The sequence below is a fragment of the Kitasatospora sp. NPDC022856 genome, from assembly GCF_055561235.1.
Map to the genome: position 1 here is coordinate 63944 of NZ_JBVHHE010000007.1, position 22717 is coordinate 86660.

Genomic DNA, 22717 nt, shown 5'->3' on the forward strand with positions numbered 1-22717 from the left:
CGCGTAGACAGGCCACACCCGCGCGGCCGGTTCGGCCAATGTGCACCGGGAATTCCTCCGAAGGGCCGAGCGCGGCGCACGGGCGCGCGGCGCGCCGGGTCAGTCGTGCTGCAGCAGCCGCCCCCGGCGGGCCAGCACGAAGTCGCGGAACGCCGCCACCGGCGGGGTCGGCGGCCGGCCCGCCGCCCAGGCCAGGCCGATCGCCCGCCGGGTGCGCGGCGCCGTCACCTCCAGCTCGACCACCCCCGGCCGGGGCACCAGCGCGGGCGGCAGCAGCGCCACCCCGAGCCCGGCCGCGACCAGGCCGCGCAGCGTCTCGGCGTCCTCGCCCTCGAAGGCGAGCCGCGGCACGAACCCGGCCTCGGCGCAGAAGCCGTCGGTGATCGCGCGCAGCCCGTAGCCGCGCTCCAGCCCGACGAACGGGTCCCGGGCCACCTCGGCCAGCCGGATCCGGCGCCGCCCGGCCAGCCGGTGGTCGGCCGGCACCACCAGGTGCAGCCGCTGCTCGTCCAGCGGCCGGGCCACCAGCGCCGGGTCGTCCGGCACCGGCGAGACCAGGCAGAGGTCCAGCTCGCCGGCCAGCAACCGCTCCAGCATCGCGCCGACGTAGTCCTGCACCAGCTGGAACCGCACCTGCGGGTGCGCCGCCCGGAACCCCCGCAGCAGCGCCGGCACCGCGTCCGTCCCCATGGTGTGCAGGAAGCCGAAGACCACCCGCCCGGCCGACGGGTCCGCCTCCGCCCGGGCCGCCTCCGCACCGCGTTCGACCTCGGCCAGCGCCCGCTCCACCGAGGCCAGCAGCAGCCGGCCGGCCCTGGTCAGCCGGACGGTGCGGCCCTGACGGGCCAGCAGGTCCACGCCCAGCTCGGCCTCCAGCCGGGCCACCGCCCGGGACAGCGTCGGCTGCGGCACGCCCAGCAGCACTGCCGCCTGCGTCATGTGCTCCAGCCGGGCCACCGCCGCGAACTGCGCGAGCCGGGGCGCGAGTTGGACGGCCGGCAACTCCGGCCCCAGCTCCGCCGGCCGGTGCGGGCGATCGGCCTCGTCCGTGCTCTCCGCCACTCCCGCGCCATCCTCACCGCTTCGACCTGCACTCATACTCCTGCGCATCGATTCTCCCGCATTCATGCATTGGACGCATCAGAGCGGCCGGTCTTAACGTCGACGACATGCAGCCCGCCAGTACCGGGGCGTCCGCGACCGTGCCGGATGCCCTCACCAAGCCGTTCCCGCTCGCCACCGACGACGCCCGCTACCGCCCCGGGCAGCGCGCCTTCCGCCGCGCCAACCTGGCCCTCTTCGCCGCCGGCATCGCGACGTTCGTCCTCCTCTACTCCACCCAGGGCCTGCTGCCGGTCCTCTCGGCCGACCTCGGCCTCACCCCCGGCCAGGCCAGCTGGACGGCCTCCGCCGCCACCCTCGGCCTCGCCCTCGCCCTGCTCCCGGCCAGCGCCCTCTCCGACCGGTACGGACGCACCGCGGTGATGACGGCCTCCGTGCTCGCCGCCTCCGCGCTCGCCCTGGCCCTGCCCTTCGCGCCGGACCTCACCACCCTCGTCGTGCTGCGCGTCCTCCAGGGCGCCGCCCTCGCCGGGCTCCCCGCCACCGCGATGGCGTACCTCGCCGAGGAGATCCACCCCAGCGCGCTGGCCTCCGCGATGGGGCTGTACGTGGCGGGCAACAGCATCGGCGGCATGGGCGGGCGGCTGATCTCCGGCTGGACGGCCGCCGGCTTCGGCTGGCGCTGGGGCCTGACCGCCTCCGCCGCCCTCGCGCTGCTGGCCGCGCTCGCCTTCCGGCTGCTGATCCCGCCCGCCCGCCGCTTCGCTCCCGCCCCGGTGGACGCCCGCGCGCTGGCCCGCACCGTCGGCCGCCACCTGGGCAACCCGCTGCTGGTCCGGCTGTACGCGCTCGGGCTGCTCTTCATGGCGGTGTTCGGCGCGGTCTACAACACCGTCGGCTACCGCCTGATCTCCGCGCCGTTCCACCTGCCGGAGTCGGTGGCGGCCTCGATCTTCGTGGTCTACCTGGTCGGCACCGGCACCTCGGCCGCCGCCGGGCGGCTCTCCGGCCGTCTCGGCCGACGCGGCGCGCTGTACGTGGCGATCGGCGTGACCACCGCCGGCCTGCTGCTCTCGCTCGCCGACTCGCTGCTCTGCGCGCTGCTCGGCCTGGTGCTGATCACCGCCGGCTTCTTCGCCGGCCACGCCACCGCGTCCTCCGCCGTCGGCCGCACCGCCACGGAGGGCCGCGCCCAGGCCTCCGCGCTGTACCTGATCGCCTACTACCTGGGCAACAGCCTCGGCGGCACGATCGGCGCCGACGCCTACCACTCCACCGGCTGGCCCGGCGCGGCCGCCGTCGGCCTCACCGCGATGACCCTCGCCGCCGGCGTCACCCTCTACGCCACCCGCCGCGCCCACACCACCCGTCGTGCGGCCGTCCCGGTGGGGCGCTGACGATCGGCTTCTCCCCGGCGGATACCTGACACAGGGTGTCGGGTATCCGCCGTAGCCTTCCTCGCGTCGCCCAGCCCGATCGAGCCTTCGACCGATCGACCGATCCGCCAGAGGAAGAAGACGCCATGGCCAGCTACGTACTCGTCCCCGGCATGCTGCACGGCGCCTGGTGGTACCGGCCGCTCACCGAGGGGCTCCGCGCCGCCGGGCACGAGGTGTACCCGGTGACGCTGACCGGGGTCTCCGAGCGCGGGCACCTGAACAACGCGGTGGTCGACCTGGACACCCACGTGCAGGACGTGGTCGGGCTGCTGGAGGCGGAGCGGCTCACCGACGTGGTGCTGGTCGGGCACAGCTACGGCGGGATGGTCCTCTCCGGGGTCGCCGACCGGGTGCCGGAGCGGGTCGGGGCGCTGGTGTACGCGGACGCCTTCGTCCCCCGCGACGGCGAGTCGGCCTACCGGATCGTCAACGAGGTCTGGAAGCAGCGCTACCTGGCCGGCGCCGCGGCGGGCGGCGGTGTCACCGTGGTCGGCTCGAACCCCGCCCTCGACCCGCGCGCCACCGTCCACCCGGTGGCCAGCCTCCTCCAACCGATCGCCCTCACCGGCGCGGCCGACGCCGTCACCCGCCGGGTCTACATCCACGCCGAGCGCTTCGAGGACAGCCCGCTGCTGGAGACCTTCGACCGCCTGCGCGACGACCCGGCCTGGACCGTGCACACCCTCCCGGTCGGCCACGACCTGATCCGCGAGGCCCCCGAGGAGTTCCTGAAGATCGCCCTCACGGCGGCCGGCTGAGCGACGGCGCGGCTGCCGGGGCCCGTCGATACACTCCGAGCATGAGCATCGATCCTGCTGTGTACGCCCGGTTGCGCGAGATCGCCGATCAGCTGCCGCAGATTCCCGGAATAGGGAAGGTCGAGATCGCTGACGGCGAGATCGTCATGATGATGTCCCCGGTGAAACGGCACGAGCTCGCCGTGATCCGCCTGGCCCGGCAACTGAACGCCCAGTTGCCGAACACCCACCCCGGCTACATCGCCCACGGTGGCGCGGATCTGGAGGACGTCGGACTGGGACGGCTGCGCAATCCCGACCTGATGGTGTTCCCCGAAGCCGCCCTGGACGACGAGGGACGAGCTCTGCTCCCCCACGAGATCCTGCTGGTGGCGGAGATCGTCTCGAAGTCGAACCCGGAGAACGACTACCACGGCAAGGTCCGCGACTACGCGGCCATGGGCATCCCGCTCTACCTGCTGGTCGACCCCCGCAAGGGCACCGGCATCGTCCACGACGGGCCCGGCTACCCGTCCCGCAGGGAGTTCGCCTTCGGCGACACCGTCACCGTCGGCCCGTGGACGCTGGACACCGGTGTCCTGCGCACGTACGCCTGAGCGGCCGCACGTGCGCAGGACGGCGGGTCACGCGATGCGGTCCAGCACGATCGGGTTCGGGGTGAACGCGGTGCCCGCCGGGGCGACCTCGATGCCGCCGGCCAGCGCCTCGATCGCGTACTCGTAGCGCTCGGGGGTGTCGGTGTGCAGGGTCAGCAGCGGCTGCCCGGCCACCACGGTGTCGCCGGGCTTGGCGTGCATCTCGACGCCGGCGCCGGCCTGCACCGGGTCCTCCTTGCGGGCCCGGCCGGCGCCCAGGCGCCAGGCGCAGACGCCCACCGCGTACGCGTCCAGCGCGGTGAGCACGCCCGAGGCCGGGGCCGGGATGACGTGCTGCTCGCGGGCGACCGGCAGCGGGGCGTCGACGTCGCCGCCCTGGGCGGAGATCATGCGGCGCCAGTGGTCCATCGCGGAGCCGTCGCGCAGCGCGTCGGCCGGGTCCTTGCCGTGCACGCCGGCCGCGGCGAGCATCTCGCGGGCCAGCGCCAGGGTGAGCTCGACGACGTCGGCCGGGCCGCCGCCGGCCAGCACCTCGACCGACTCGCGGACCTCCAGCGCGTTGCCGGCGGTGAGGCCGAGCGGGGTCGACATGTCGGTCAGCAGCGCGACGGTGTTGACGCCGGCCGCGGTGCCCAGGCCGACCATGGTGCGGGCCAGCTCGCGGGCGTTGTCCAGGTTCTTCATGAAGGCGCCGGAGCCGACCTTCACGTCCAGGACGAGGGCGCCGGTGCCCTCGGCGATCTTCTTGGACATGATCGAGGAGGCGATCAGCGGGATGGCCTCGACGGTGCCGGTGACGTCGCGCAGCGCGTACAGCTTCTTGTCGGCGGGGGCCAGACCGTCACCGGCGGCGCAGATGACGGCGCCGGCGTCGTGCAGCACCTTCATCATCTCGTCGTTGGAGAGCAGGGCGCGCCAGCCGGGGATCGACTCCAGCTTGTCCAGGGTGCCGCCGGTGTGGCCGAGGCCCCGGCCGGAGAGCTGCGGGACGGCGGCGCCGCAGGCGGCGACCAGCGGGGCGAGCGGCAGGGTGATCTTGTCGCCGACGCCACCGGTGGAGTGCTTGTCGCTGGTGGGCTGCGCGAGGGAGGAGAAGTCCATCCGGACGCCGGAGCGGATCATCGCGTCGGTCCAGCGGCTGATCTCGCGCGGGTTCATGCCGTTCAGCAGGATCGCCATGGCGAGGGCGGACATCTGCTCGTCGGCGACGTCGCCGCGGGTGTAGGCGTCGATGACCCAGTCGATCTGAGCGTCGCTCAGCTCTCCGCGGTCGCGCTTGGTCCTGATGACGGAGATGGCGTCCATGGCTGCTCCAAGAGGGGGTTCAAAATGCGAAGAGTGTCGCGAGCTGGCCGGATTGCGGCCCCACTCGCGACACTCTACGCGCGTAACAGAAACAAAGACTAGAGCCGCTCCGGCCCGAACGCGTCGGGCAGGACCTCGCTCATCGGCTTCACGCCGGACGGCAGCTCGACCAGCAGATCGGGCCCGCCGTGCTCGTACAGCAGCTGGCGGCAGCGGCCGCACGGCATCAGCAGACCGCCGCTGCCGTCCACACAGGTGAACGCGGTCAGCCGGCCGCCACCGGTGGCGTGCAGCATGGAGACCAGGCCGCACTCGGCGCAGAGCGCGAGTCCGTACGAGGCGTTCTCCACGTTGCAGCCGGTGACCACCCGACCGTCGTCCACCAGCGCGGCCGCGCCGACCGGGAACCTGCTGTACGGGGCGTAGGCGTGGGTCATCGCCTCGCGCGCCGCCGCCCGCAGTGCCTCCCAGTCGACCGCCGCCGCGGGGGCCGTCACTTGCCCTGGCCCTTGCGGTAGATCTGGCCGTCGGCCTTCGGCGGCCGCAGCCGCTGCGAGGCCAGCGAGAGCACCACCAGGGTGATCACGTACGGCGTCGCCACGATCAGCGGACGCTGCACCTCCTCGGTGGTGGCGTACCAGGCCGCCAGGCCGCCGGCCACCACGAAGGTGATCAGCGCGGCCGGGATCTTGCGGCGGTACAGGTTCCAGAGCGCCAGCAGGAACATCGCGATGGCGACCACCAGGATCAGCACGTGCACCGACTCCGGGTCACGCAGCTGGAGGCTGTCGGTGAAGCCGAACAGGCCGGCGCCCATGGCGAGGCCGCCCGGCATCCAGTTGCCGAAGATCATCGCCGCGAGGCCGATGAAGCCTCGGCCGTTGGTCTGGCCGTCCTTGTAGAAGTGCGCCGCGACCAGCGAGAGGTACGCGCCGCCGAGGCCCGCGAAGGCACCGGAGGTGATGACCGCGAGGTACTTGTACTTGTAGACGTTGACGCCCAGCGACTCGGCCGCCGTCGGGTTCTCGCCGCAGGAGCGCAGGCGCAGGCCGAACACGGTGCGCCAGAGGGCGAAGTAGCTGACCACGATCAGCGCGCCGGCCAGCAGCACGACCACCGAGATGTTGGTGACCAGACCGCCCAGCACGCCCGCGACGTCGGACACCAGGAACCAGTGGTGGGTCTCGATGTCCTTCAGCCCGGAGGAGAGCCCGGGGATGGTGATGTACGGCAGCGGATCGGCCGGCGGGGACTGGTTCGCCCCGGCGCCGACGGAGATGTAGTCCTTGTAGTAGATCCGGTTGACGTACGCGCAGATGCCGGGGATCAGCAGGTTGACGCCGACACCGGAGACGATGTGGTCGACGCCGAAGGTCACCGTGATGACGGCGTGCAGCAGACCGCCGAGCGCACCGCCGAGCATGCCGGCCACCAGGCCGAACCACGGGTTGACCAGGTAGCCGCCCCAGGCGCCGCAGAAGGTGCCGGCGACCATCATGCCTTCGAGGCCGATGTTGACCACGCCGGCCCGCTCGGACCAGAGACCGCCCAGACCGGCCATGCCGATCGGCACGGCGGCGCTGAGCGCGGCGGTGACCTGGCCGGAGGAGGTCAGCGAGTGGTTGCCGGTGGCCATGCCCACGGCGGAGAAGAGGACCAGGGCGCCCGCGATCAGCAGCAGCACCACCGGCCAGGACAACTTGCGCTTCTTGGCGGGAGCGCCCGGCGCCTTCGCGCGGGCAGCGGTGGCCGTGCTCATGCGGACACCTCCTTCTTCTCGTTGGCGGCAGCCTGGGCCGCGAGCTCGGCGCCGACCTTCTGCTGCTGGCGCTTGAGGCCGTAGCGGCGCACCAGCTCGTAGGCGACGACGACGCAGATGACGATGGTGCCCTGCATGACCGGGACGATCTCGAACGGGAAGCCGCCCTGGAGGGGCAGCTGCGAGCCGGTGGCGTCCAGGAAGGCGAACAGCAGCGCGGCGAAGGCCATGCCGATCGGGCTGTTGCGGCCGAGCAGGGCGACCGAGATGCCGAGGAAGCCGAGGCCGCCCTGGAAGCTCTGACCGAAGTTGTACGAGTTCTGCAGCAGCTCGGGCATGCCGATCAGGCCGGCCAGCGCACCGGAGACCACCATCGAGGTGACGACCATGCGCTTGACGTTCACGCCGGAGGCGGTCGCGGCGGTCTCGGAGCGGCCGGTGGCGCGCAGGTCGAAGCCGAAGCGGGTGCGGGTCAGGGTGAACTGGAAGGCCACGCCGACCAGGATCGCGATGAAGAGGAAGCCGTAGAGCGGCCCGCCGTCGGTGTTGATCGCGAAGAAGTGGCTGGACTCCGAGACCGGGCTGGTCTGGATGGAGTTGCTGGTCGAGCTCTTCTCCGGCGCGAAGATGCCGGGGACGAGCAGCAGACCGACGATCGCCACCGCGATGGCGTTCAGCATGATGGTCGAGATGACCTCGCTGACGCCGCGGAAGACCTTCAGCAGACCGGCGATGCTCGCGTACAGGCCACCGACCAGCATGGCGGTGATCAGCAGCAGCGGGATCTGGATGAACGACGGCAGGTCGAGCCGGCTGCCGACGAACGCCGCGAACAGCGCCGCGACCTTGTACTGGCCCTCGACACCGATGTTGAAGAGGTTCATCCGGAAGCCGAAGGCGGCGGCCGCGGCGGCCAGGTAGTACGTGGTGGACCGGTTGAGGATGGCCACCTGGCCGTCCGACTTGGTGGCGTACGTGATCATCACGTTCCAGGCGTCGAACGGGTTCTTGCCCGAGGTCGCCAGGAGCACCGAACAGATCACGACGGAGAGCAGCACGGCGAGCACCGGCGCTGCGAGGGCGAGCACGATCTTCTCGCCGTCGAACCGCTGCGCCAGCTTGCTCTTGGCCGCGGGGTTGGGACTGGTCATGTGGCTACTCCCCCGCCTGCGGGTCGGCGGTGTCGGTGGGGGTGTCGGACGAGGTGGCGTCCCGGGCGGCGGCGTCCTCGGTGGAGCCGGTCCCGGCGGCCTCGGCCTCGGTGCCCTCCGCGGTGACCGCGTGGAACTCCTCGACGGCCTCGGGCTCGGACTCGATGTGGCCGCGGGCGGCACCGGTCATCGCGGTACCCAGGTCCTCGGCGGTGACCGTGGCCGGGTCGGCGTCGGCCACCAGACGGCCGCGGTAGATCACCCGGATGGTGTCGGAGAGGCCGATCAGCTCGTCCAGGTCGGCGGAGATCAGCAGCACCGCGAGACCGGCCCGCTGGGCGGTCCGGATGTGCTCCCAGATCTGCGCCTGCGCGCCGACGTCCACCCCGCGGGTGGGGTGGGCGGCGATCAGCAGCTTGGGCTCGTGGCTCATCTCGCGGCCGATGATCAGCTTCTGCTGGTTGCCGCCGGAGAGCGACGCCGCGGTGACCTCGATGCCGGGGGTGCGGACGTCGTACTCGTCGACGATCCGCTGGGTGTCCTTGCGGGCACCGGCCGGGTCGAGCAGCAGGCCCTTGGAGTTCGGGCTCTCGGTGACGTGACCGAGGATCCGGTTCTCCCAGAGCGGGGCCTCCAGCAGCAGGCCGTGGCGGTGGCGGTCCTCGGGGATGTAGCCGATGCCGGCCTCGCGGCGGCTGCGGGTGAGCGAGCCGGAGAGGTCCTTGCCGTCCAGTGTGACGGCGCCGCCGTCCAGCGGCAGCATGCCCATGATGGCCTCGACCAGCTCGGCCTGGCCGTTGCCCTCGACACCGGCGATGCCGAGGATCTCGCCCTTGTGGATCCGCAGCGAGATGTCGTCGAGCACCACGCGCTCGATGCCCTCGGCGTCGGTCTTGGCGATCCGCAGATCCCGGACGTCGAGCATCTCGGTGGTGGTGACGGTCGACTCGCGGCTCCCCGGGGAGGGCAGCTCGGCGCCGACCATCAGCTCGGCCAGCTGGCGCGCGGTGACGTTCGCCGGGTCGGCGTCGCCGACCGTGGTGCCGCGCCGGATGACGCTGATCGCGTCCGCCACCGACAGCACCTCGTGCAGCTTGTGCGAGATGAAGATGACGGTGACGCCCTCGGCCTTGAGCTCGCGCAGGTTGCCGAAGAGCGCCTCGACCTCCTGCGGGACGAGCACCGCGGTGGGCTCGTCGAGGATCAGGATCTTGGCGCCGCGGTAGAGCACCTTGAGGATCTCGACCCGCTGGCGGTCGGCCACGCCGAGGTCCTCGACCAGCGCGTCCGGGCGCACGCCCAGGCCGTACTGGTCGGAGATCTCCTTGATCTTCGCCTTCGCCTTGGCCCCGATGCCGTGGAGCTTCTCGCCGCCGAGGACGACGTTCTCCCAGACGGTGAGGTTGTCGGCGAGCATGAAGTGCTGGTGCACCATGCCGATGCCGCGCGAGATGGCGTCACCCGGGGTGTTGAACTCGCACTGCTCGCCGTTGATCGCGATGGTGCCCTCGTCCGGCTTCTGCATGCCGTAGAGGATCTTCATCAGCGTCGACTTGCCGGCGCCGTTCTCACCCATGAGGGCGTGCACGGTGCCGGTGCGGACGGTGAGGTTGATGTCGTGGTTGGCCACGACGCCGGGGAAGCGCTTGGTGATGCCGCGCAGTTCGACGGCCGGTGTCGCCGTCCCCGCGCTGGGGGTACCGCCCTTGCTGAGGGCGGGGTCGGATGCGGTGATGGCGATCTCCTGGTGGTCTGGAGGCGCGTCGTTGCGCTGGAGGGCCAAGAAAAACGGTGGGGTACGGGACGGGGCCCGGGGGTACGCACTGAGCGCACCCTTCCGGGCCCCTCCCTGATGCTGCGTCAATCATTGCGCTGCCGGGCAGGCGGCAGCGGCAGCGACGTCCGGGCGCGCCTTACGGAGCGGTCGGGACGGTGGTGGCGCCGCTCTTGATGGCGGTGGCGGCGTCGTTGAGCTTGCCCTGGATGTCGTCGATCTTGCCGCCGGTGGTGGCGAGCGAGACGCCGTCGGCCTTCAGGTCGAAGTTCTTCACACCGGTGAAGGGGGAGCCCTTCTTGGCGGAGTCGATGTAGGCGAAGACGGCCTTGTCGACGTTCTTCACCATCGAGGTGAGGATGCTGGCCTTGTACTTCGCCAGGGCGGGCTGGGCGGCCTGGTCGGAGTCGACGCCGATCGCCAGCTTGCCGGCGTTGGCGACGGCCTCGATGGCACCGTTGCCGGAGGAGCCGGCAGCGGTGTAGATGACGTCCGCGCCCTTGTCCAGCTGACCCTGCGCGGCCTCCTTGCCCTTGTCGGGCGAGTTGAAGCCGGAGAAGTCCGGGGGGGTGGTCAGGTAGGTGGTCTCGACCGCCATGCTCGGGTCGACGGACTTCACACCCGCCTTGTAACCGGCCTCGAACTTCTTGATCAGCTCGGACTGCACACCGCCGATGAAGCCGACGTGCTTGGTCTTCGTCTTGAGGGCGGCGGCCACACCGGCCAGGTACGAACCCTCCTGCTCCGAGAACGTCAGCGAGGTGACGTTGCTCGGCTGGGTGTCGGACGCCGAGTCGATGATCGCGAACTTGGTGTTCGGGTTGTCCTTGGCGACCTTCTCGACGGCGCCCTGGTACACGAAGCCGACCGCGATGATCGGGTTGTAGCCGGCGGTGACCAGGTTCTTGAGCCGGGTCTCCTTGTCGGCCTCGGCCTCACCGGTCTTGGCGTCGGCCTCGGTGACGGCGACGCCCAGGTCGGCCTTGGCCTTGTCGAGACCGCGGGCGGCGGAGTCGTTGAACGACTGGTCGCCACGACCACCGATGTCGTAGGCCATGCCGACCTTCAGGCCGCCCTCGGACGAGCCGGAGGAAGCGGTGGTGTCGTTGCTCTTTGCGCCGCAAGCGGCGAGCGAGGCGATGCCCAGGGAACCCGAGAGCACAACCGCAGCGAGCTTAGTAGAACGGCGCAAGGGAGTATCTCCTTCTCACACGCACCCGTTTAGCGTGGTCGGACGCCACCGTAACGCGCGTAGAACACGGTTGGGTCACAGGTCGCCGGAGCATTCGGGTTGTTATCAAACCGTGGTCTGACAGTCTTCCCGGGGCCCCTTTCCCGTACGCGGAGGGTGATCGGAACTGGCGCTGCCCAGTGTACGTAACCGGACAAAAAGCCAGGAAGCAGATAACTCGGGCGTTGCTCGATCGAGGCCCGGCCCGGTGAACCGACAACGGGCCCGGTCCGTTGCGGACCGGGCCCGGGACGCCCACCGGGGAGCGGACTACGCCCCCTCGGTCTCCAGCGCCAGCGCCGCGAACAGCTCCACGCCGATCCCGATCGCCCGCTCGTCCGCGTCGAAACGGCCCTGGTGAAGGTCACGGACCGTGCTGTCGCCGGGAGTGCGGACGCCGAGCCGGGCCAGCGCGCCCGGGGCGTGCTCCAGGTACCAGGAGAAGTCCTCGCCGCCGAGGCTCTGCTCGGTGTCCTCCACCACCTGGCCGGCGGCCGCCGTGGCGCGCCCCTCGTCCCGGTGCCCGAAACGGGCCGTCATCGCGGCCTCCAGCAGGCCCACCGAGACGGCCTCGTTGACCACCGGCGGCACCCCGCGGTGGTAGTCGAGCGTCCACTTCGCCCGGTAGGTCTCGGCCAGCTTGGCGATCAGCTCGTGCAGCAGGTCCGGCGCCTCGCGCCAGCCCTCCAGCTCCAGGCAGCGGACGGTGCCCTCCAGCTCGGCGTGCTGCGGGATGACGTTGGGGGCCGAGCCCGAGGCGATCCGGCCCCAGACCAGGCTGACGCCCCAGCGCGGGTCCATCCGGCGGGACAGCGCGGCCGGCAGGTCGGCGGCCATCCGGGCGATCGCGGTCACCAGGTCGGTGGTCAGGTGCGGGCGGGCGGTGTGGCCGCCGGGGCCGTCCAGGTGCAGCACCAGGCGGTCGCAGGCCGAGGTGATCGCCCCGGTGCGCAGCGCGATCCGGCCGGCCTCCACCTTCGGGTCGCAGTGCACCGCGAAGATCCGGCCGACGCGGTCCATCCCGCCGGCGGCGATCACGTCCAGCGCGCCGCCGGGCATCAGCTCCTCGGCGGGCTGGAAGATCAGCCGGACCGGGCGGCGCAGCTCGCCGGACCGGGCCGCCTCGGCGAGCACCAGGGCGGTGCCCAGCACGACGGAGGTGTGCACGTCGTGGCCGCAGGCGTGGGCGCGGCCGGCGACGGTCGACCGGTACGGCACGTCCGTCTTGGCGTCGTCGATGGGCAGCGCGTCGATGTCGGCGCGGAAGGCCAGGAACTCGGCGCCGCGCGGGGCGCCCTCCGGGACGATGTCGACGATCATCCCGGTGCCGCCGGGCAGCACCCGGGGGGCCAGGCCGGCGGCCGTCAGCCGGTCGCGCAGCAGGGCGGTGGTGCGGAACTCCTGGCGGCCCAGCTCCGGGTGGCGGTGCAGATCGCGGCGGAACGCGATCAGCTCCGGCTCCAGCGCCGCGACACGGTCGCGCAGGGCGGCGACGGGGCGGGCAGCGGTGGGCATGACGGCCGGCTGGGCGGACTCAGGACGGTTCATCTCAACAAGGGTAGGCCTGTTGGGGGGATTTGGCCCGACTTCCCGAAAAGAAGTCCCCGTATGGGCGCATAGGGGCTGAGCAGGTGGGTATGACATTTTGTTTCAGTCGCCTTCCCCGGGTTGCGTGCCCTGTGCAACGACGACCCGCACCGGCGGTCACGGGGCCACTCCGACGGGGGATTGACGCCGTTCGGGACGGCTGGAGGACCCACCGGGGTGGACGTCCCCCACCGCGGCGCGGGCCCGGTCGGCGTCATTGAGATGATCGGACGAGCGACCGACGTACTTCCCCCGACCGACGCGTTCCTCCAGGGAGTGGCAATGACCGAGCAGAAGGTGGCCGTGGTCACCGGAGCCAGCAGTGGAATCGGCGCGGCGACCGCCCGCCGGCTCGCGGCCGAGGGCTTCGAGGTGGTGCTGACCGCCCGCCGCACCGAGCGGATCGAGGAGCTCGCCAAGGAGCTCGGCGGCCGCGCCCACACCCTGGACGTCACCGACCGGGCGGCCGTGGACGCCTTCGCGGCCGAGGTCGGCCGGGTGGACGTCCTGGTCAACAACGCCGGCGGGGCGATCGGCGCGGAGCCGGTCGAGACCGCCGACCCGGCCGACTGGCTGGCGATGTACCAGGTGAACGTGCTCGGCGTGCTGCACATGACGCAGGCCCTGCTGCCCGCGCTGCGGGCGAGCGGCGACGGCACCGTGCTGGTGCTCTCCTCCACCGCGGCGCTGGCCGCGTACGAGGGCGGCGGCGGCTACGTGGCGGCCAAGCACGCGGCCCACACCATCGCGGCCACCCTGCGGCTGGAGCTGTGCGGGGAGCCGATCCGGGTGATCGAGATCGCCCCCGGCATGGTCAAGTCCGAGGGCTTCGCCGTCACCCGCTTCCGGGGCGACGAGGAGAAGGCCGCGGCCGTGTACGCGGGCGTCGCCGAGCCGCTGACCTCGGACGACGTCGCGGACACCGTCGCCTGGGCGGTGACCCGGCCCCCGCACGTCAACATCGACCTGCTGGTCGTCCGCCCACGGGCCCAGGCCGCCAACCACAAGGTGCACCGGGTCTGACGGCCGGGCGGCGCGGGCGGGCGGTCCGACGCCGGGGCCATGATCCACGCGGTCACCCGGCAGTGATACATACGTGCGATGAGATCTCTTCGGGCCGCCCGCCCGCGCTTTCTGCTGACCGCTTTCGCGGCCGGCACCCTGCTTCTCGGCTCCGCCTGCAACGACGGCACCAAGCCCGCTCAGGACGGGGCCGCCGCGGCCCCGTCGGCCGCCCCGGCCACCCCGACGGCCACCCCGACGCCGACCGCCAAGCCCACCGGCGCCGACGACCCCGCGCTCAAGCCGTTCTACGGCCAGCAGATCGCCTGGGCCGCCTGCCCGGCCGACCCGCAGGCCGCCCGGGCCAAGATCGACATATCCGCGATGCTCTGCGGCCGGCTGCACGTCCCGCTCGACTACACCGCCCCCGCCGCCGACGCCCTCGACCTCGCGCTGATCAAGCTGCCCGCCGCCCGGCCGGACCAGCGGCTCGGCTCGCTCATGGTCAACCCGGGCGGCCCGGGCGCCTCCGGCGTCGAGATGGTCAAGTACGGCGCCACGGAGTACGACGGCACCCTGCACGACCGCTTCGACGTGGTCGGCTTCGACCCGCGCGGCACCGGCGAGAGCTCCCCGGTGGTCTGCTACGACGACAAGCAGCACGACGAGGTCAACCAGCGTGACACCCCGCTGGAGCCGGCCGCCCGCACCGCCGACCGGGTCGGGAACGCCACCGACCACGCCGCCGCCTGCCAGGCGAAGTCCGGCCGGCTGCTGCCCTTCGTCGGCACCCGCAACACCGCCCGCGACCTGGACGTGCTGCGCGCCGCCGTCGGCGACCGGAAGCTCAACTACCTCGGCATCTCCTACGGCACCTACCTCGGCGCGCTCTACGCCGAGGAGTTCCCGCAGAACACCGGCCGGCTGATCCTGGACGGCGCCGTCGACCCCGCCCAGGACCGGCTGGACCACGGCGTCGACCAGCAGATCGGCTTCGAGAAGTCCTTCGAGCGCTTCGCCGCCGACTGCGTGAAGAACCACGCGGCCGAGTGCCCGCTCGGCAAGGACCCGGCCAGGGCCGCCCAGAAGGCCGCCGACTTCCTGGACGGCCTGTACGGCCACCCGATGACCGCGTCCGACGGCCGGAAGGTCGGCCGCGACCTCGCCTGGACGGGCGTCATCAGCGCGCTCTACGGCGACGAGAAGACGTCCTGGACGTACCTGCGCAACGCGCTCGGCTGGGCCATGGTCGGGCACAAGGTGGACCCGCTGCTCGCCTCCGCCGACGGCTACGACGGCCGCGACGAGAAGGGCCACTTCAGCCCGATGGAGGAGGCGAACCGCGCGATCAGCTGCGCCGACGCCGCCCCGCCGGCGCCCACCGCGGAGCGCGCCCAGCAGGCGGTGGCCAGGCTCCTGGCCGAGGCCCCGCTGGTCTCCAAGGGCGTCACGGTGGAGGACTACAGCGAGGCCGGCTGCGCCCGCTGGCCGTTCCGGACGGCGGAGCGGCCGCACGCCGTCCGCGCCGAGGGCAGCGCGCCGATCCTGGTGGTCGGCACCACCGGCGACCCGGCCACCCCGTACGCCTCCGCCGAGGCGCTCGCCAAGGGCTTCGCCGACGCCACCCTGCTGACCCGGGTCGGCGAGGGGCACGGCGCCTTCGGCAAGGGCAACGGCTGCGTCGACGCCGCGCTGACCGCGTACCTCGTCGAGGGGACGATGCCGGCGCCGGGGACGCGCTGCTCCTGAGTGGAGCCGGCGGCCGAAAGGCCTGGACGATTAGCAGATGTGAACGGGGAGGGCGCTGACACTTAGGTGTCAACGTCACAACTTGATAGCTCGATCGGATGAATTCCGCGTGCGCTCTCCCCAACTGATGACTGCTCAACTACCGTTGAGCCGCTGCCCGGCGGGTCTCGAACACCGCCCCGCGGCCTCATACTTCACCTGCTTCACCACCCCCTTTCACCGGCACCTTCCCGCCCTCACGAGGAGGACCCGCTGGCCAGCGACATCCCGTCACCGCGGCTCGATCCCAGCTCCGAGCCGACCCTCCTCGGGTTGCACCGCTTCAACGAGGCCGACGCCGGCGCGGCCGAGGAGGCCCTCCTGGCCTGCTGCGGCAGCCACCGCTGGGCCCTGCGGCTCACCGCCCACCGGCCCTACCCCGACATAGAGTCCCTGCTGGCCGCGGCCAGCGAGGCCTCCTACGACCTGCGACCGGCCGACCTGGCCGAGGCGCTGGCGGACGAGAGCTGGATGCCGCAGCCGCTCCTGGGCATGCGCGCACCCGGCAGCCAGGCGGCGCACACCGCCCTTCGCGCCGCCCACGCCGCGTACGAGGCCCGGTTCGGGCACGTCTTCGTGGTCTGCCTGGAAGGGGTGGCCCCCGAGGAGATGCTCGACACCGTGCTCAGCTCGATCCGCACCCGGCTGGCGCACGACCCGGACGAGGAACGGCTGATCGCCTCGGACGAGCTCCGCCGGATCGCCCTGACCCGGTTGGAGCACCTGGTCGCCACCCACTCCGAGGCCGGAGCCCGCTGAGCCGGGCCCGCCCTCACCCGTGCGCCTGCGCGGCGCGGAGCTTCGCCACCTGCTGCCGGACGATCCGCTCGTCCGGCACGGGGGCGGGCTCCGCGCCGACGCCGACGGTGGTGAGCACCGCCAGCACCGGTCCGACCCGGGCCACCACCGCACGCTGGGCGAGCACCACGCTGCCCGACTCACTCGTCAGGGTGAACCCGGTCACCGCGTCGGCTCCCCCGGGCGTGGGCGTGTCGTCCCGGACCAACCGGTGCCTGGTCCGCACCGGCTTGCGGCTCTTCTCCGCCGGCGGCGGCGGAGCGCTGGAGACGAACGAGGCGCACGGGCCGAACAGCTTCTCCAGCTCCGACTGCAGCTGCGCCGCCCGCCCGGTCCGGTAGCCGAGCAGTCCTCCGTACACGCCCCCCTGGGGATCGGCCGCCCGCGCCACGCTCAGATCGGTCTCCGCGTACGGATCCCCCGGGCCCGGCGAGGCGGTGGCGCCGCCCGCCGCCACCGCCGGGGTCACCGCGTCCAGCAGCGGCTGGCAGGCGGGCAGGTCGGAGACCTCCCGGCCGCCGCCCGAGCCGGTCTCGCCGTGACCGGGCGTCATCACCGTCACCGTGTACCCGGCCCCCAGGTCGCCGTCGGCCACCGCGGCCGCCCGCAACTCGGCGGCGGACAGCTCGCGGGCCGGCGCGGCCCGGTCGGCGGAGCCGCCGACCGTGGTGCAGCCCGCGGCGAGCAGCAGGGCGCAGACCGCGACGGCGGGGGACGGGCGGCGGGGCGGGCTGAGCGGCACGGGGGCCTCGGCAGAGTGTCGGCGACGGAAGCGGCGGCCACGGTAGCGCAGTCGAACGGTCACGCTGCGTGGCCGCGAGGCCTCCGGAGCCGCCCGGGTTCCCGCCGCACTAGGCCAGTCGTGCCTGATTGATCACACCTCGGGCCCCCGGAGGCGGTTCGCGATAACGCGTCGATAGGATGCTGGCGGCCGGTGGACCGTACCCGGCCGGGCTGACCGACACCGAAGCCGGCCGAGCCCCCAATCGCTTCCGGAGGGTTTTTCCGTGCCGGCTGGAACGCTGTACCGCGGCCGGGAAGGCATGTGGAGCTGGGTGGCTCATCGAGTCACCGGCGTCCTCATCTTCTTCTTCCTGTTCGCTCATGTCCTGGACACCGCACTGGTGCGAGTGTCGCCCGAGGCGTACGACTCTGTGATTCAGACGTACAAGACGCCCCTGGTGAACCTGATGGAGTACGGCCTGGTGGCCGCCATCCTGTTCCACGCCCTCAACGGCCTGCGGGTCGTCGCCGTCGACTTCTGGTCGAAGGGTCCGAAGTTCCAGAAGCAGATGCTCTGGACCGTGGTCGGGGTGTGGGTCGTCCTGATGGCGGGCGCCTTCTACCCGATCCTTCAGCACACGCTGACCACCTGGTTCGGGAAGTGATCTGAGACATGTCCACGGAAATCTCCGACGCCTTGGTGGTCCCCTCCGCCCACGCGCACACCGGCAAGGGCCTCGGCACCGGCAACCCCGCCGACGCCTTCGTGGTCGAGCCGGCCCGCCAGCGGACCAAGAAGACCCCGCGCCGCACCCGGACCAACTTCGAGATGCTGGCGTGGCTCTTCATGCGCCTGTCCGGCATCGTCCTGGTGGTCCTGATCCTCGGCCACCTGCTGATCATGCTGGTGCTCGACGGTGGCGTCTCCAAGATCGGCTTCGCCTTCGTGGCCGGCCGCTGGGCCTCGCCGTTCTGGCAGGGCTGGGACCTCCTGATGCTCTGGCTCGCCATGCTGCACGGCGCCAACGGCATGCGGACGGTCATCAACGACTACGCCGAGAAGGACTCCACCCGGCTCTGGCTGAAGGGCCTCATGGGCGCCGCAACGGTCTTCACCGTGCTGCTCGGCACCCTGGTCATCTTCACCTTCGACCCGAACATCTAATCGGCAGAGGCCAGAGGCGAGTTAGAACCCCCATGCAGATTCACCAGTACGACACCGTCATCGTCGGCGCCGGCGGCGCCGGCATGCGCGCGGCCATCGAGTCGACCCAGCGCAGCCGCACCGCGGTGCTCACCAAGCTCTACCCCACCCGGTCCCACACCGGCGCGGCCCAGGGCGGCATGTGCGCCGCCCTCGCCAACGTCGAGGAGGACAACTGGGAGTGGCACACCTTCGACACGGTCAAGGGCGGTGACTACCTGGTCGACCAGGACGCCGCCGAGATCATGTGCAAGGAGGCCATCGACGCCGTCCTCGACCTGGAGAAGATGGGCCTGCCCTTCTCCCGTACCGAGCAGGGCCGGATCGACCAGCGCCGCTTCGGCGGTCACTCCCGCAACCACGGCGAGGCCCCGGTCCGCCGGTCCTGCTACGCGGCGGACCGCACCGGCCACATGATCCTCCAGACGCTGTTCCAGAACTGCGTCAAGCACGGTGTCGAGTTCTTCAACGAGTTCTACGTCCTCGACCTGCTGATCAACGAGGGCAGGACGGCCGGCGTCGTCGCCTACGAGCTGGCCACCGGCGAGATCCACGTCTTCCAGGCCAAGTCGGTCGTGTTCGCCTCCGGCGGCACCGGCAAGTTCTTCAAGGTCTCCTCCAACGCCCACACCCTCACCGGTGACGGCCAGGCCCTGGTGTACCGCCGCGGCCTGCCGCTGGAGGACATGGAGTTCTTCCAGTTCCACCCGACGGGCATCTGGCGCATGGGCATTCTCCTCACCGAGGGCGCCCGCGGCGAGGGCGGCATCCTGCGCAACAAGGACGGCGAGCGCTTCATGGAGCGCTACGCCCCCGTCATGAAGGACCTCGCGTCCCGTGACGTCTGCTCCCGCGCGATCTACACCGAGATCCGCGAAGGCCGCGGCTGCGGTCCGGACGGCGACCACGTCTACCTGGACCTCACCCACCTGCCGCCGGAGCAGCTGGACGCCAAGCTCCCGGACATCACCGAGTTCGCGCGCACCTACCTCGGCATCGAGCCCTACACGGACCCGATCCCGATCCAGCCCACCGCGCACTACGCGATGGGCGGCATCCCGACCAACGTCGCCGGTGAGGTGCTGCGCAACAACACCGACGTCGTTCCGGGCCTGTACGCGGCCGGCGAGGTCGCCTGCGTCTCGGTGCACGGCGCCAACCGCCTGGGCACCAACTCGCTGCTGGACATCAACGTGTTCGGCAAGCGCGCGGGCATCGCCGCCGCCGACTACGCGCAGACGGTGGACTACACCGAGCTGCCCGAGAACCCGGCCGAGAAGGTGCAGGCGCTGGTCGAGGGCCTGCGCGAGTCCACCGGCACCGAGTCCGTGGCGCAGATCCGCAAGGAGCTGCAGGAGACCATGGACACCAACGCCATGGTCTACCGCACCGGCGCGACGCTGAAGCAGGCGGTCGAGGACATCGCCGCGCTGCGCGAGCGCTACAAGAACGTCTCCATCCAGGACAAGGGCTTCCGTTACAACACGGACCTCCTGGAGGCCGTCGAGCTGGGCAACCTGCTCGACCTGGCCGAGGTGCTGGCCGTCTCCGCGCTCGCCCGCGAGGAGTCGCGCGGCGGTCACTACCGCGAGGACTTCCCGACCCGTGACGACGTGAAGTTCATGCAGCACACCATGGCGTACCAGGAGGTCGCCGAGGACGGCACCACCTCCATCCGCCTCGACTACAAGCCGGTCGTCACGACCCGGTACCAGCCGATGGAGCGTAAGTACTGATGAGCACTCCTACTGCGGAGAAGCACTCGGCCGCTCTGGACGCGGCCGAGGCGGGCGGCATCCAGCTGATCACCGTCACCTTCCGGATCCGCCGGTTCAACCCGGAGGAGCACCCGGACCCGGTGTGGGTCGACTACCAGCTGACCCTGGACCCGAAGGAGCGCGTCCTGGACGCGCTCAACAAGATCAAGTGGGAGCAGGACGGCACCCTCACCTACCGCCGCTCCTGCGCGCACGGCATCTGCGGCTCCGACGCGATGCGGATCAACGGGCGCAACCGGCTGGCGTGCAAGACCCTGATCAAGGACGTCAACCCGGAGAAGCCGATCACGATCGAGGCCATCAAGGGCCTCACGGTCCTCAAGGACCTGGTCGTGGACATGGACCCGTTCTTCCAGGCGTACAAGGACGTCATGCCGTTCCTCATCACCAAGGGGAACGACCCGACCCGCGAGCGCCTTCAGTCCGCCGAGGACCGCGAGCGGTTCGACGACACCACCAAGTGCATCCTGTGCGCCGCGTGCACGTCGTCCTGCCCGGTCTTCTGGAACGACGGCCAGTACTTCGGCCCGGCCGCGATCGTCAACGCGCACCGCTTCATCTTCGACTCGCGCGACGAGGGTGCGGAGCAGCGGCTGGAGATCCTGAACGACCGTGAGGGCGTCTGGCGCTGCCGGACCACCTTCAACTGCTCGGAGGCCTGCCCCCGCGGCATCGAGGTCACCAAGGCGATCCAGGAAGTGAAGCGGGCCCTGGTCACCCGCCGCTTCTAGTTCCTGCCCGAGCACGCCGAGGCCCCGTCCGATCACCCGATCGGACGGGGCCTCGGCGTTGCGGCTACTCGGCGGCGGGCTCGCGGCGGGTGGCGCGGAGGCCGCGGAGGCCGATGGCGCCGACGGTGACGCCGAGGACGAAGGAGGTCACGGCGAGCAGGAGGTGGATCCAGAAGAAGGCGGTCGGCTGGGAGTGGTCGCCGTCGGTGAAGGCCTGGCCGCCGGAGTCCTTCCAGAGGTTCTTGACGAAGGTGGTCCAGATGATCATGGACCAGACGCCGAAGGCGGTCAGGAACCAGGAGGTGCGGCGGCTGAGCTTCATGGAGCGTCCTCGGCGGCTGAGGTGAAGATGGTGTGCGGTTCCAGTATGCGCGGGCGGCCGTTCGGCGTACGGCGGCCCCCTCCTGTGGAGGACGGGCCCGAAGGGGCGGACGGCGGCGGCCCCGACTGGGTACGGTCTGCTGGTGCCCACACGCCGTAAGCTCGCACACCTGCTCGTCGCGTACGCCGCGGCGCTCCCCGCCATCCTCGCCGCCCCGGTGGCCGTCGCGGCCCCGCACGAGCCGCCGCCCCCGCCGGCCGCGATCGGGGGCGAGAGACTGGGGCTCTCCGGTGCCCAGGTAGCACCCCTGCCCGGCGCCCCGGCCCTGCCGGGCGACCTCACCGGGCGGTCCTGGATAGTCGCCGACGCGACGTCAGGAGAGGTGCTGGCGGCCAGCAACCCCCATCTGCGGCTCGCGCCGGCCAGCACCCTGAAGATCCTGTTCGCGGACACCGTGCTGCCGAAGTTCGACCGCAACCTGGTGCACCGGGTCGAGGACGCGGAGATCCAGGGGATCGGCGCCGGCAGCAGCCTGGTCGGCATCAAGGAGAACCTGGACTACCGGGTCGAGGACCTCTGGCGCGGGGTCTTCCTCAGCTCGGGCAACGACGCGGTGCACGTCCTGTCGCACATGAACGGCGGGGTCCAGCAGACCGTCGCCGAGATGCAGGCCCGCGCGGACGCGCTGCAGGCCCGGGACACCCGGGTGATCTCCCCGGACGGCTACGACATGGACGGCCAGCTCTCCTCGGCCTACGACCTGACCCTGTTCGCCCGGGCCGGGCTGCGCAATCCCGACTTCCGGATGTACTGCGCCACCCGGGACGCGCAGTTCCCCGGCGCGGTGGACAAGAACACCGGGCAGCGGGGCAGCTTCGGGATCGCCAACACCGACCGGCTGCTCGGCAAGTACCCGGGCCTGATCGGCGTGAAGAACGGTTTCACCACCGAGGCCGGCTCGACCTTCGTCGGCGCCGCCGAACGGAACGGCCGCACCCTGCTGGTGACGGTGATGCACCCCTCGACGTACCAGAAGGTCTACGACGAGACGGCGGCGCTGCTGGACTGGGGGTTCGCGGCGGCCGACAGGGTCACCCCGGTCGGCAGGCTGGTGGACGAGGCGCCGGCCGGCGGGGAGCCGACCGGACAGGCGGGTGGCACCGCCGGTGCGCCCGCGCCGCCGCCGCACCCCTCCCCGAGCGCCTCCCCGACCGCCCCGGCGGCCGCCGCGGCCGGTGGTGACGGGGGCTCGGGCCCCGGGCCGGTCGGCTGGGTGGGGATCGCGCTGGCCCTCGCGGCGGGCGGCGCCGGTGCGCTGTTCCTGCTACGGCGGCGCGGCGGCCCCGCCGCCGACTGACGGCGGTGCCGTCGGGGGCCCGGTCTCACTCCTGGGGCCGGGCCTTCGGCGTGCCGTCCCCGCCGTCCCCGCCGTCCCCGCCGTCCCCGCCGTCCCCGTCACCCCCGCCGTCCTTGCCGTGCTTGCCTTCCTTGCCCGCGGTGGCGGCGTCGTCCCGCTCGGCCGCCTCCGCCTCGTTCGCGGCCTTCAGCATGGCCCCGGCGCGCTCGCGGGCCCGGTCGCGGGCGGCGGCCGGGTCGGCCAGCGCCGTCCAGGCGGTGGCGGCGTCGTCCCGCTCGGCCGCCTCCGCCTCGTTCGCGGCCTTCAGCATGGCCCCGGCGCGCTCGCGGGCCCGGTCGCGGGCGGCGGCCGG

Annotated in this window: 22 protein-coding genes; 11 read left to right on the forward strand and 11 right to left on the reverse strand. The window is 71.9% G+C overall.

Annotation, left to right across the window (positions count from 1 at the left end):
* Positions 1-99: 99 nt before the first annotated feature.
* Positions 100-1062: a LysR family transcriptional regulator gene (locus ACZ34W_RS10655; protein ID WP_465603152.1), complete on the reverse strand. Its 963-nt coding sequence runs from the start codon at positions 1060-1062 to the stop codon at positions 100-102.
* A gap of 107 nt (positions 1063-1169) precedes the next feature.
* Here ACZ34W_RS10655 and ACZ34W_RS10660 point away from each other — a divergent pair, with 107 nt between their 5' ends.
* From ACZ34W_RS10660 to ACZ34W_RS10670, 3 genes are all read left to right on the forward strand, one after another.
* On the forward strand, positions 1170-2459 hold the full coding sequence (locus ACZ34W_RS10660) for an MFS transporter (protein WP_465603154.1): 1290 nt from the start codon (positions 1170-1172) through the stop codon (positions 2457-2459).
* Positions 2460-2584: 125 nt separating this feature from the next.
* Positions 2585-3259: an alpha/beta fold hydrolase gene (locus ACZ34W_RS10665; protein ID WP_329488011.1), complete on the forward strand. Its 675-nt coding sequence runs from the start codon at positions 2585-2587 to the stop codon at positions 3257-3259.
* Positions 3260-3300: 41 nt separating this feature from the next.
* On the forward strand, positions 3301-3855 hold the full coding sequence (locus ACZ34W_RS10670; protein ID WP_329488012.1) for a Uma2 family endonuclease: 555 nt from the start codon (positions 3301-3303) through the stop codon (positions 3853-3855).
* Positions 3856-3882: 27 nt separating this feature from the next.
* On the opposite strand, the gene ACZ34W_RS10675 is transcribed toward ACZ34W_RS10670, so the two are convergent.
* From ACZ34W_RS10675 to ACZ34W_RS10705, 7 genes are all read right to left on the reverse strand, one after another.
* Complete coding sequence (locus ACZ34W_RS10675) at positions 3883-5160, reverse strand: thymidine phosphorylase (protein ID WP_329488013.1); 1278 nt, start codon at positions 5158-5160, stop codon at positions 3883-3885.
* Positions 5161-5258: 98 nt separating this feature from the next.
* The gene (locus ACZ34W_RS10680) at positions 5259-5657 is read right to left on the reverse strand and encodes a cytidine deaminase (RefSeq protein ID WP_329488014.1); all 399 of its coding nucleotides are present in this window, start codon (positions 5655-5657) and stop codon (positions 5259-5261) included.
* Entirely contained in the window at positions 5654-6919 is a 1266-nt protein-coding gene (locus tag ACZ34W_RS10685; protein ID WP_329488015.1) for an ABC transporter permease, read from the reverse strand. The genes ACZ34W_RS10680 and ACZ34W_RS10685 overlap by 4 nt, the downstream gene beginning before the upstream one ends.
* Entirely contained in the window at positions 6916-8070 is a 1155-nt protein-coding gene (locus ACZ34W_RS10690; RefSeq protein WP_329488016.1) for an ABC transporter permease, read from the reverse strand. Before ACZ34W_RS10690 ends, ACZ34W_RS10685 begins: the two co-directional genes overlap by 4 nt.
* A gap of 4 nt (positions 8071-8074) precedes the next feature.
* Positions 8075-9646 (reverse strand): ABC transporter ATP-binding protein, encoded by a 1572-nt coding sequence (locus ACZ34W_RS10695; protein WP_465603356.1) that lies wholly within the window; start codon positions 9644-9646, stop codon positions 8075-8077.
* 337 nt (positions 9647-9983) lie between these two features.
* Positions 9984-11036: a BMP family lipoprotein gene (locus ACZ34W_RS10700; RefSeq protein WP_329488017.1), complete on the reverse strand. Its 1053-nt coding sequence runs from the start codon at positions 11034-11036 to the stop codon at positions 9984-9986.
* 309 nt (positions 11037-11345) lie between these two features.
* Positions 11346-12590 (reverse strand): amidohydrolase, encoded by a 1245-nt coding sequence (locus ACZ34W_RS10705; protein WP_329492130.1) that lies wholly within the window; start codon positions 12588-12590, stop codon positions 11346-11348.
* Positions 12591-12944: 354 nt separating this feature from the next.
* Here ACZ34W_RS10705 and ACZ34W_RS10710 point away from each other — a divergent pair, with 354 nt between their 5' ends.
* The 3 genes from ACZ34W_RS10710 to ACZ34W_RS10720 all read left to right on the forward strand — a co-directional run bounded on the left by ACZ34W_RS10710 (position 12945) and on the right by ACZ34W_RS10720 (position 16211).
* Positions 12945-13685, forward strand: a complete 741-nt coding sequence (locus tag ACZ34W_RS10710; RefSeq protein WP_396485561.1) for an SDR family oxidoreductase — start codon at positions 12945-12947, stop codon at positions 13683-13685.
* A 78-nt stretch (positions 13686-13763) separates the two neighbouring features.
* Complete coding sequence (locus ACZ34W_RS10715; RefSeq protein WP_465603159.1) at positions 13764-15413, forward strand: alpha/beta hydrolase; 1650 nt, start codon at positions 13764-13766, stop codon at positions 15411-15413.
* Positions 15414-15725: 312 nt separating this feature from the next.
* Positions 15726-16211, forward strand: coding sequence for a 2-oxo-4-hydroxy-4-carboxy-5-ureidoimidazoline decarboxylase (locus ACZ34W_RS10720; RefSeq protein ID WP_329488020.1), 486 nt, complete (start codon positions 15726-15728; stop codon positions 16209-16211).
* A 13-nt stretch (positions 16212-16224) separates the two neighbouring features.
* Here the strand turns inward: ACZ34W_RS10720 and ACZ34W_RS10725 are convergent, their stop codons facing one another.
* Positions 16225-16992 carry a hypothetical protein gene (locus ACZ34W_RS10725; protein WP_465603161.1) on the reverse strand — a complete coding sequence of 256 codons (768 nt, stop codon included), beginning with the start codon at positions 16990-16992 and terminating at the stop codon, positions 16225-16227.
* Between the two features lie 265 nt (positions 16993-17257).
* On the opposite strand from ACZ34W_RS10725, the gene sdhC reads away from it, so the two are divergent.
* The 4 genes from sdhC to ACZ34W_RS10745 are packed head-to-tail and all read left to right on the forward strand — an operon-like array spanning position 17258 to position 20686.
* The gene (gene sdhC / locus ACZ34W_RS10730; protein WP_329488022.1) at positions 17258-17638 is read left to right on the forward strand and encodes a succinate dehydrogenase, cytochrome b556 subunit; all 381 of its coding nucleotides are present in this window, start codon (positions 17258-17260) and stop codon (positions 17636-17638) included.
* 8 nt (positions 17639-17646) lie between these two features.
* Positions 17647-18138 carry a succinate dehydrogenase hydrophobic membrane anchor subunit gene (locus ACZ34W_RS10735; RefSeq protein ID WP_329488023.1) on the forward strand — a complete coding sequence of 164 codons (492 nt, stop codon included), beginning with the start codon at positions 17647-17649 and terminating at the stop codon, positions 18136-18138.
* Positions 18139-18170: 32 nt separating this feature from the next.
* Positions 18171-19913 carry a succinate dehydrogenase flavoprotein subunit gene (gene sdhA, locus ACZ34W_RS10740; protein ID WP_329488024.1) on the forward strand — a complete coding sequence of 581 codons (1743 nt, stop codon included), beginning with the start codon at positions 18171-18173 and terminating at the stop codon, positions 19911-19913.
* Positions 19913-20686 carry a succinate dehydrogenase iron-sulfur subunit gene (locus ACZ34W_RS10745; RefSeq protein ID WP_329488025.1) on the forward strand — a complete coding sequence of 258 codons (774 nt, stop codon included), beginning with the start codon at positions 19913-19915 and terminating at the stop codon, positions 20684-20686. The genes sdhA and ACZ34W_RS10745 overlap by 1 nt, the downstream gene beginning before the upstream one ends.
* 64 nt (positions 20687-20750) lie before the next feature.
* Here ACZ34W_RS10745 and ACZ34W_RS10750 read toward each other — a convergent pair whose 3' ends face one another.
* Positions 20751-21008 (reverse strand): SCO4848 family membrane protein, encoded by a 258-nt coding sequence (locus ACZ34W_RS10750; RefSeq protein WP_465603165.1) that lies wholly within the window; start codon positions 21006-21008, stop codon positions 20751-20753.
* A gap of 142 nt (positions 21009-21150) precedes the next feature.
* Here ACZ34W_RS10750 and ACZ34W_RS10755 point away from each other — a divergent pair, with 142 nt between their 5' ends.
* Positions 21151-22365, forward strand: coding sequence for a D-alanyl-D-alanine carboxypeptidase family protein (locus ACZ34W_RS10755; protein ID WP_465603167.1), 1215 nt, complete (start codon positions 21151-21153; stop codon positions 22363-22365).
* 25 nt (positions 22366-22390) lie between these two features.
* Here the strand turns inward: ACZ34W_RS10755 and ACZ34W_RS10760 are convergent.
* On the reverse strand, positions 22391-22717 hold a 327-nt coding region (locus ACZ34W_RS10760; protein ID WP_465603169.1), incomplete at its 5' end, for a hypothetical protein.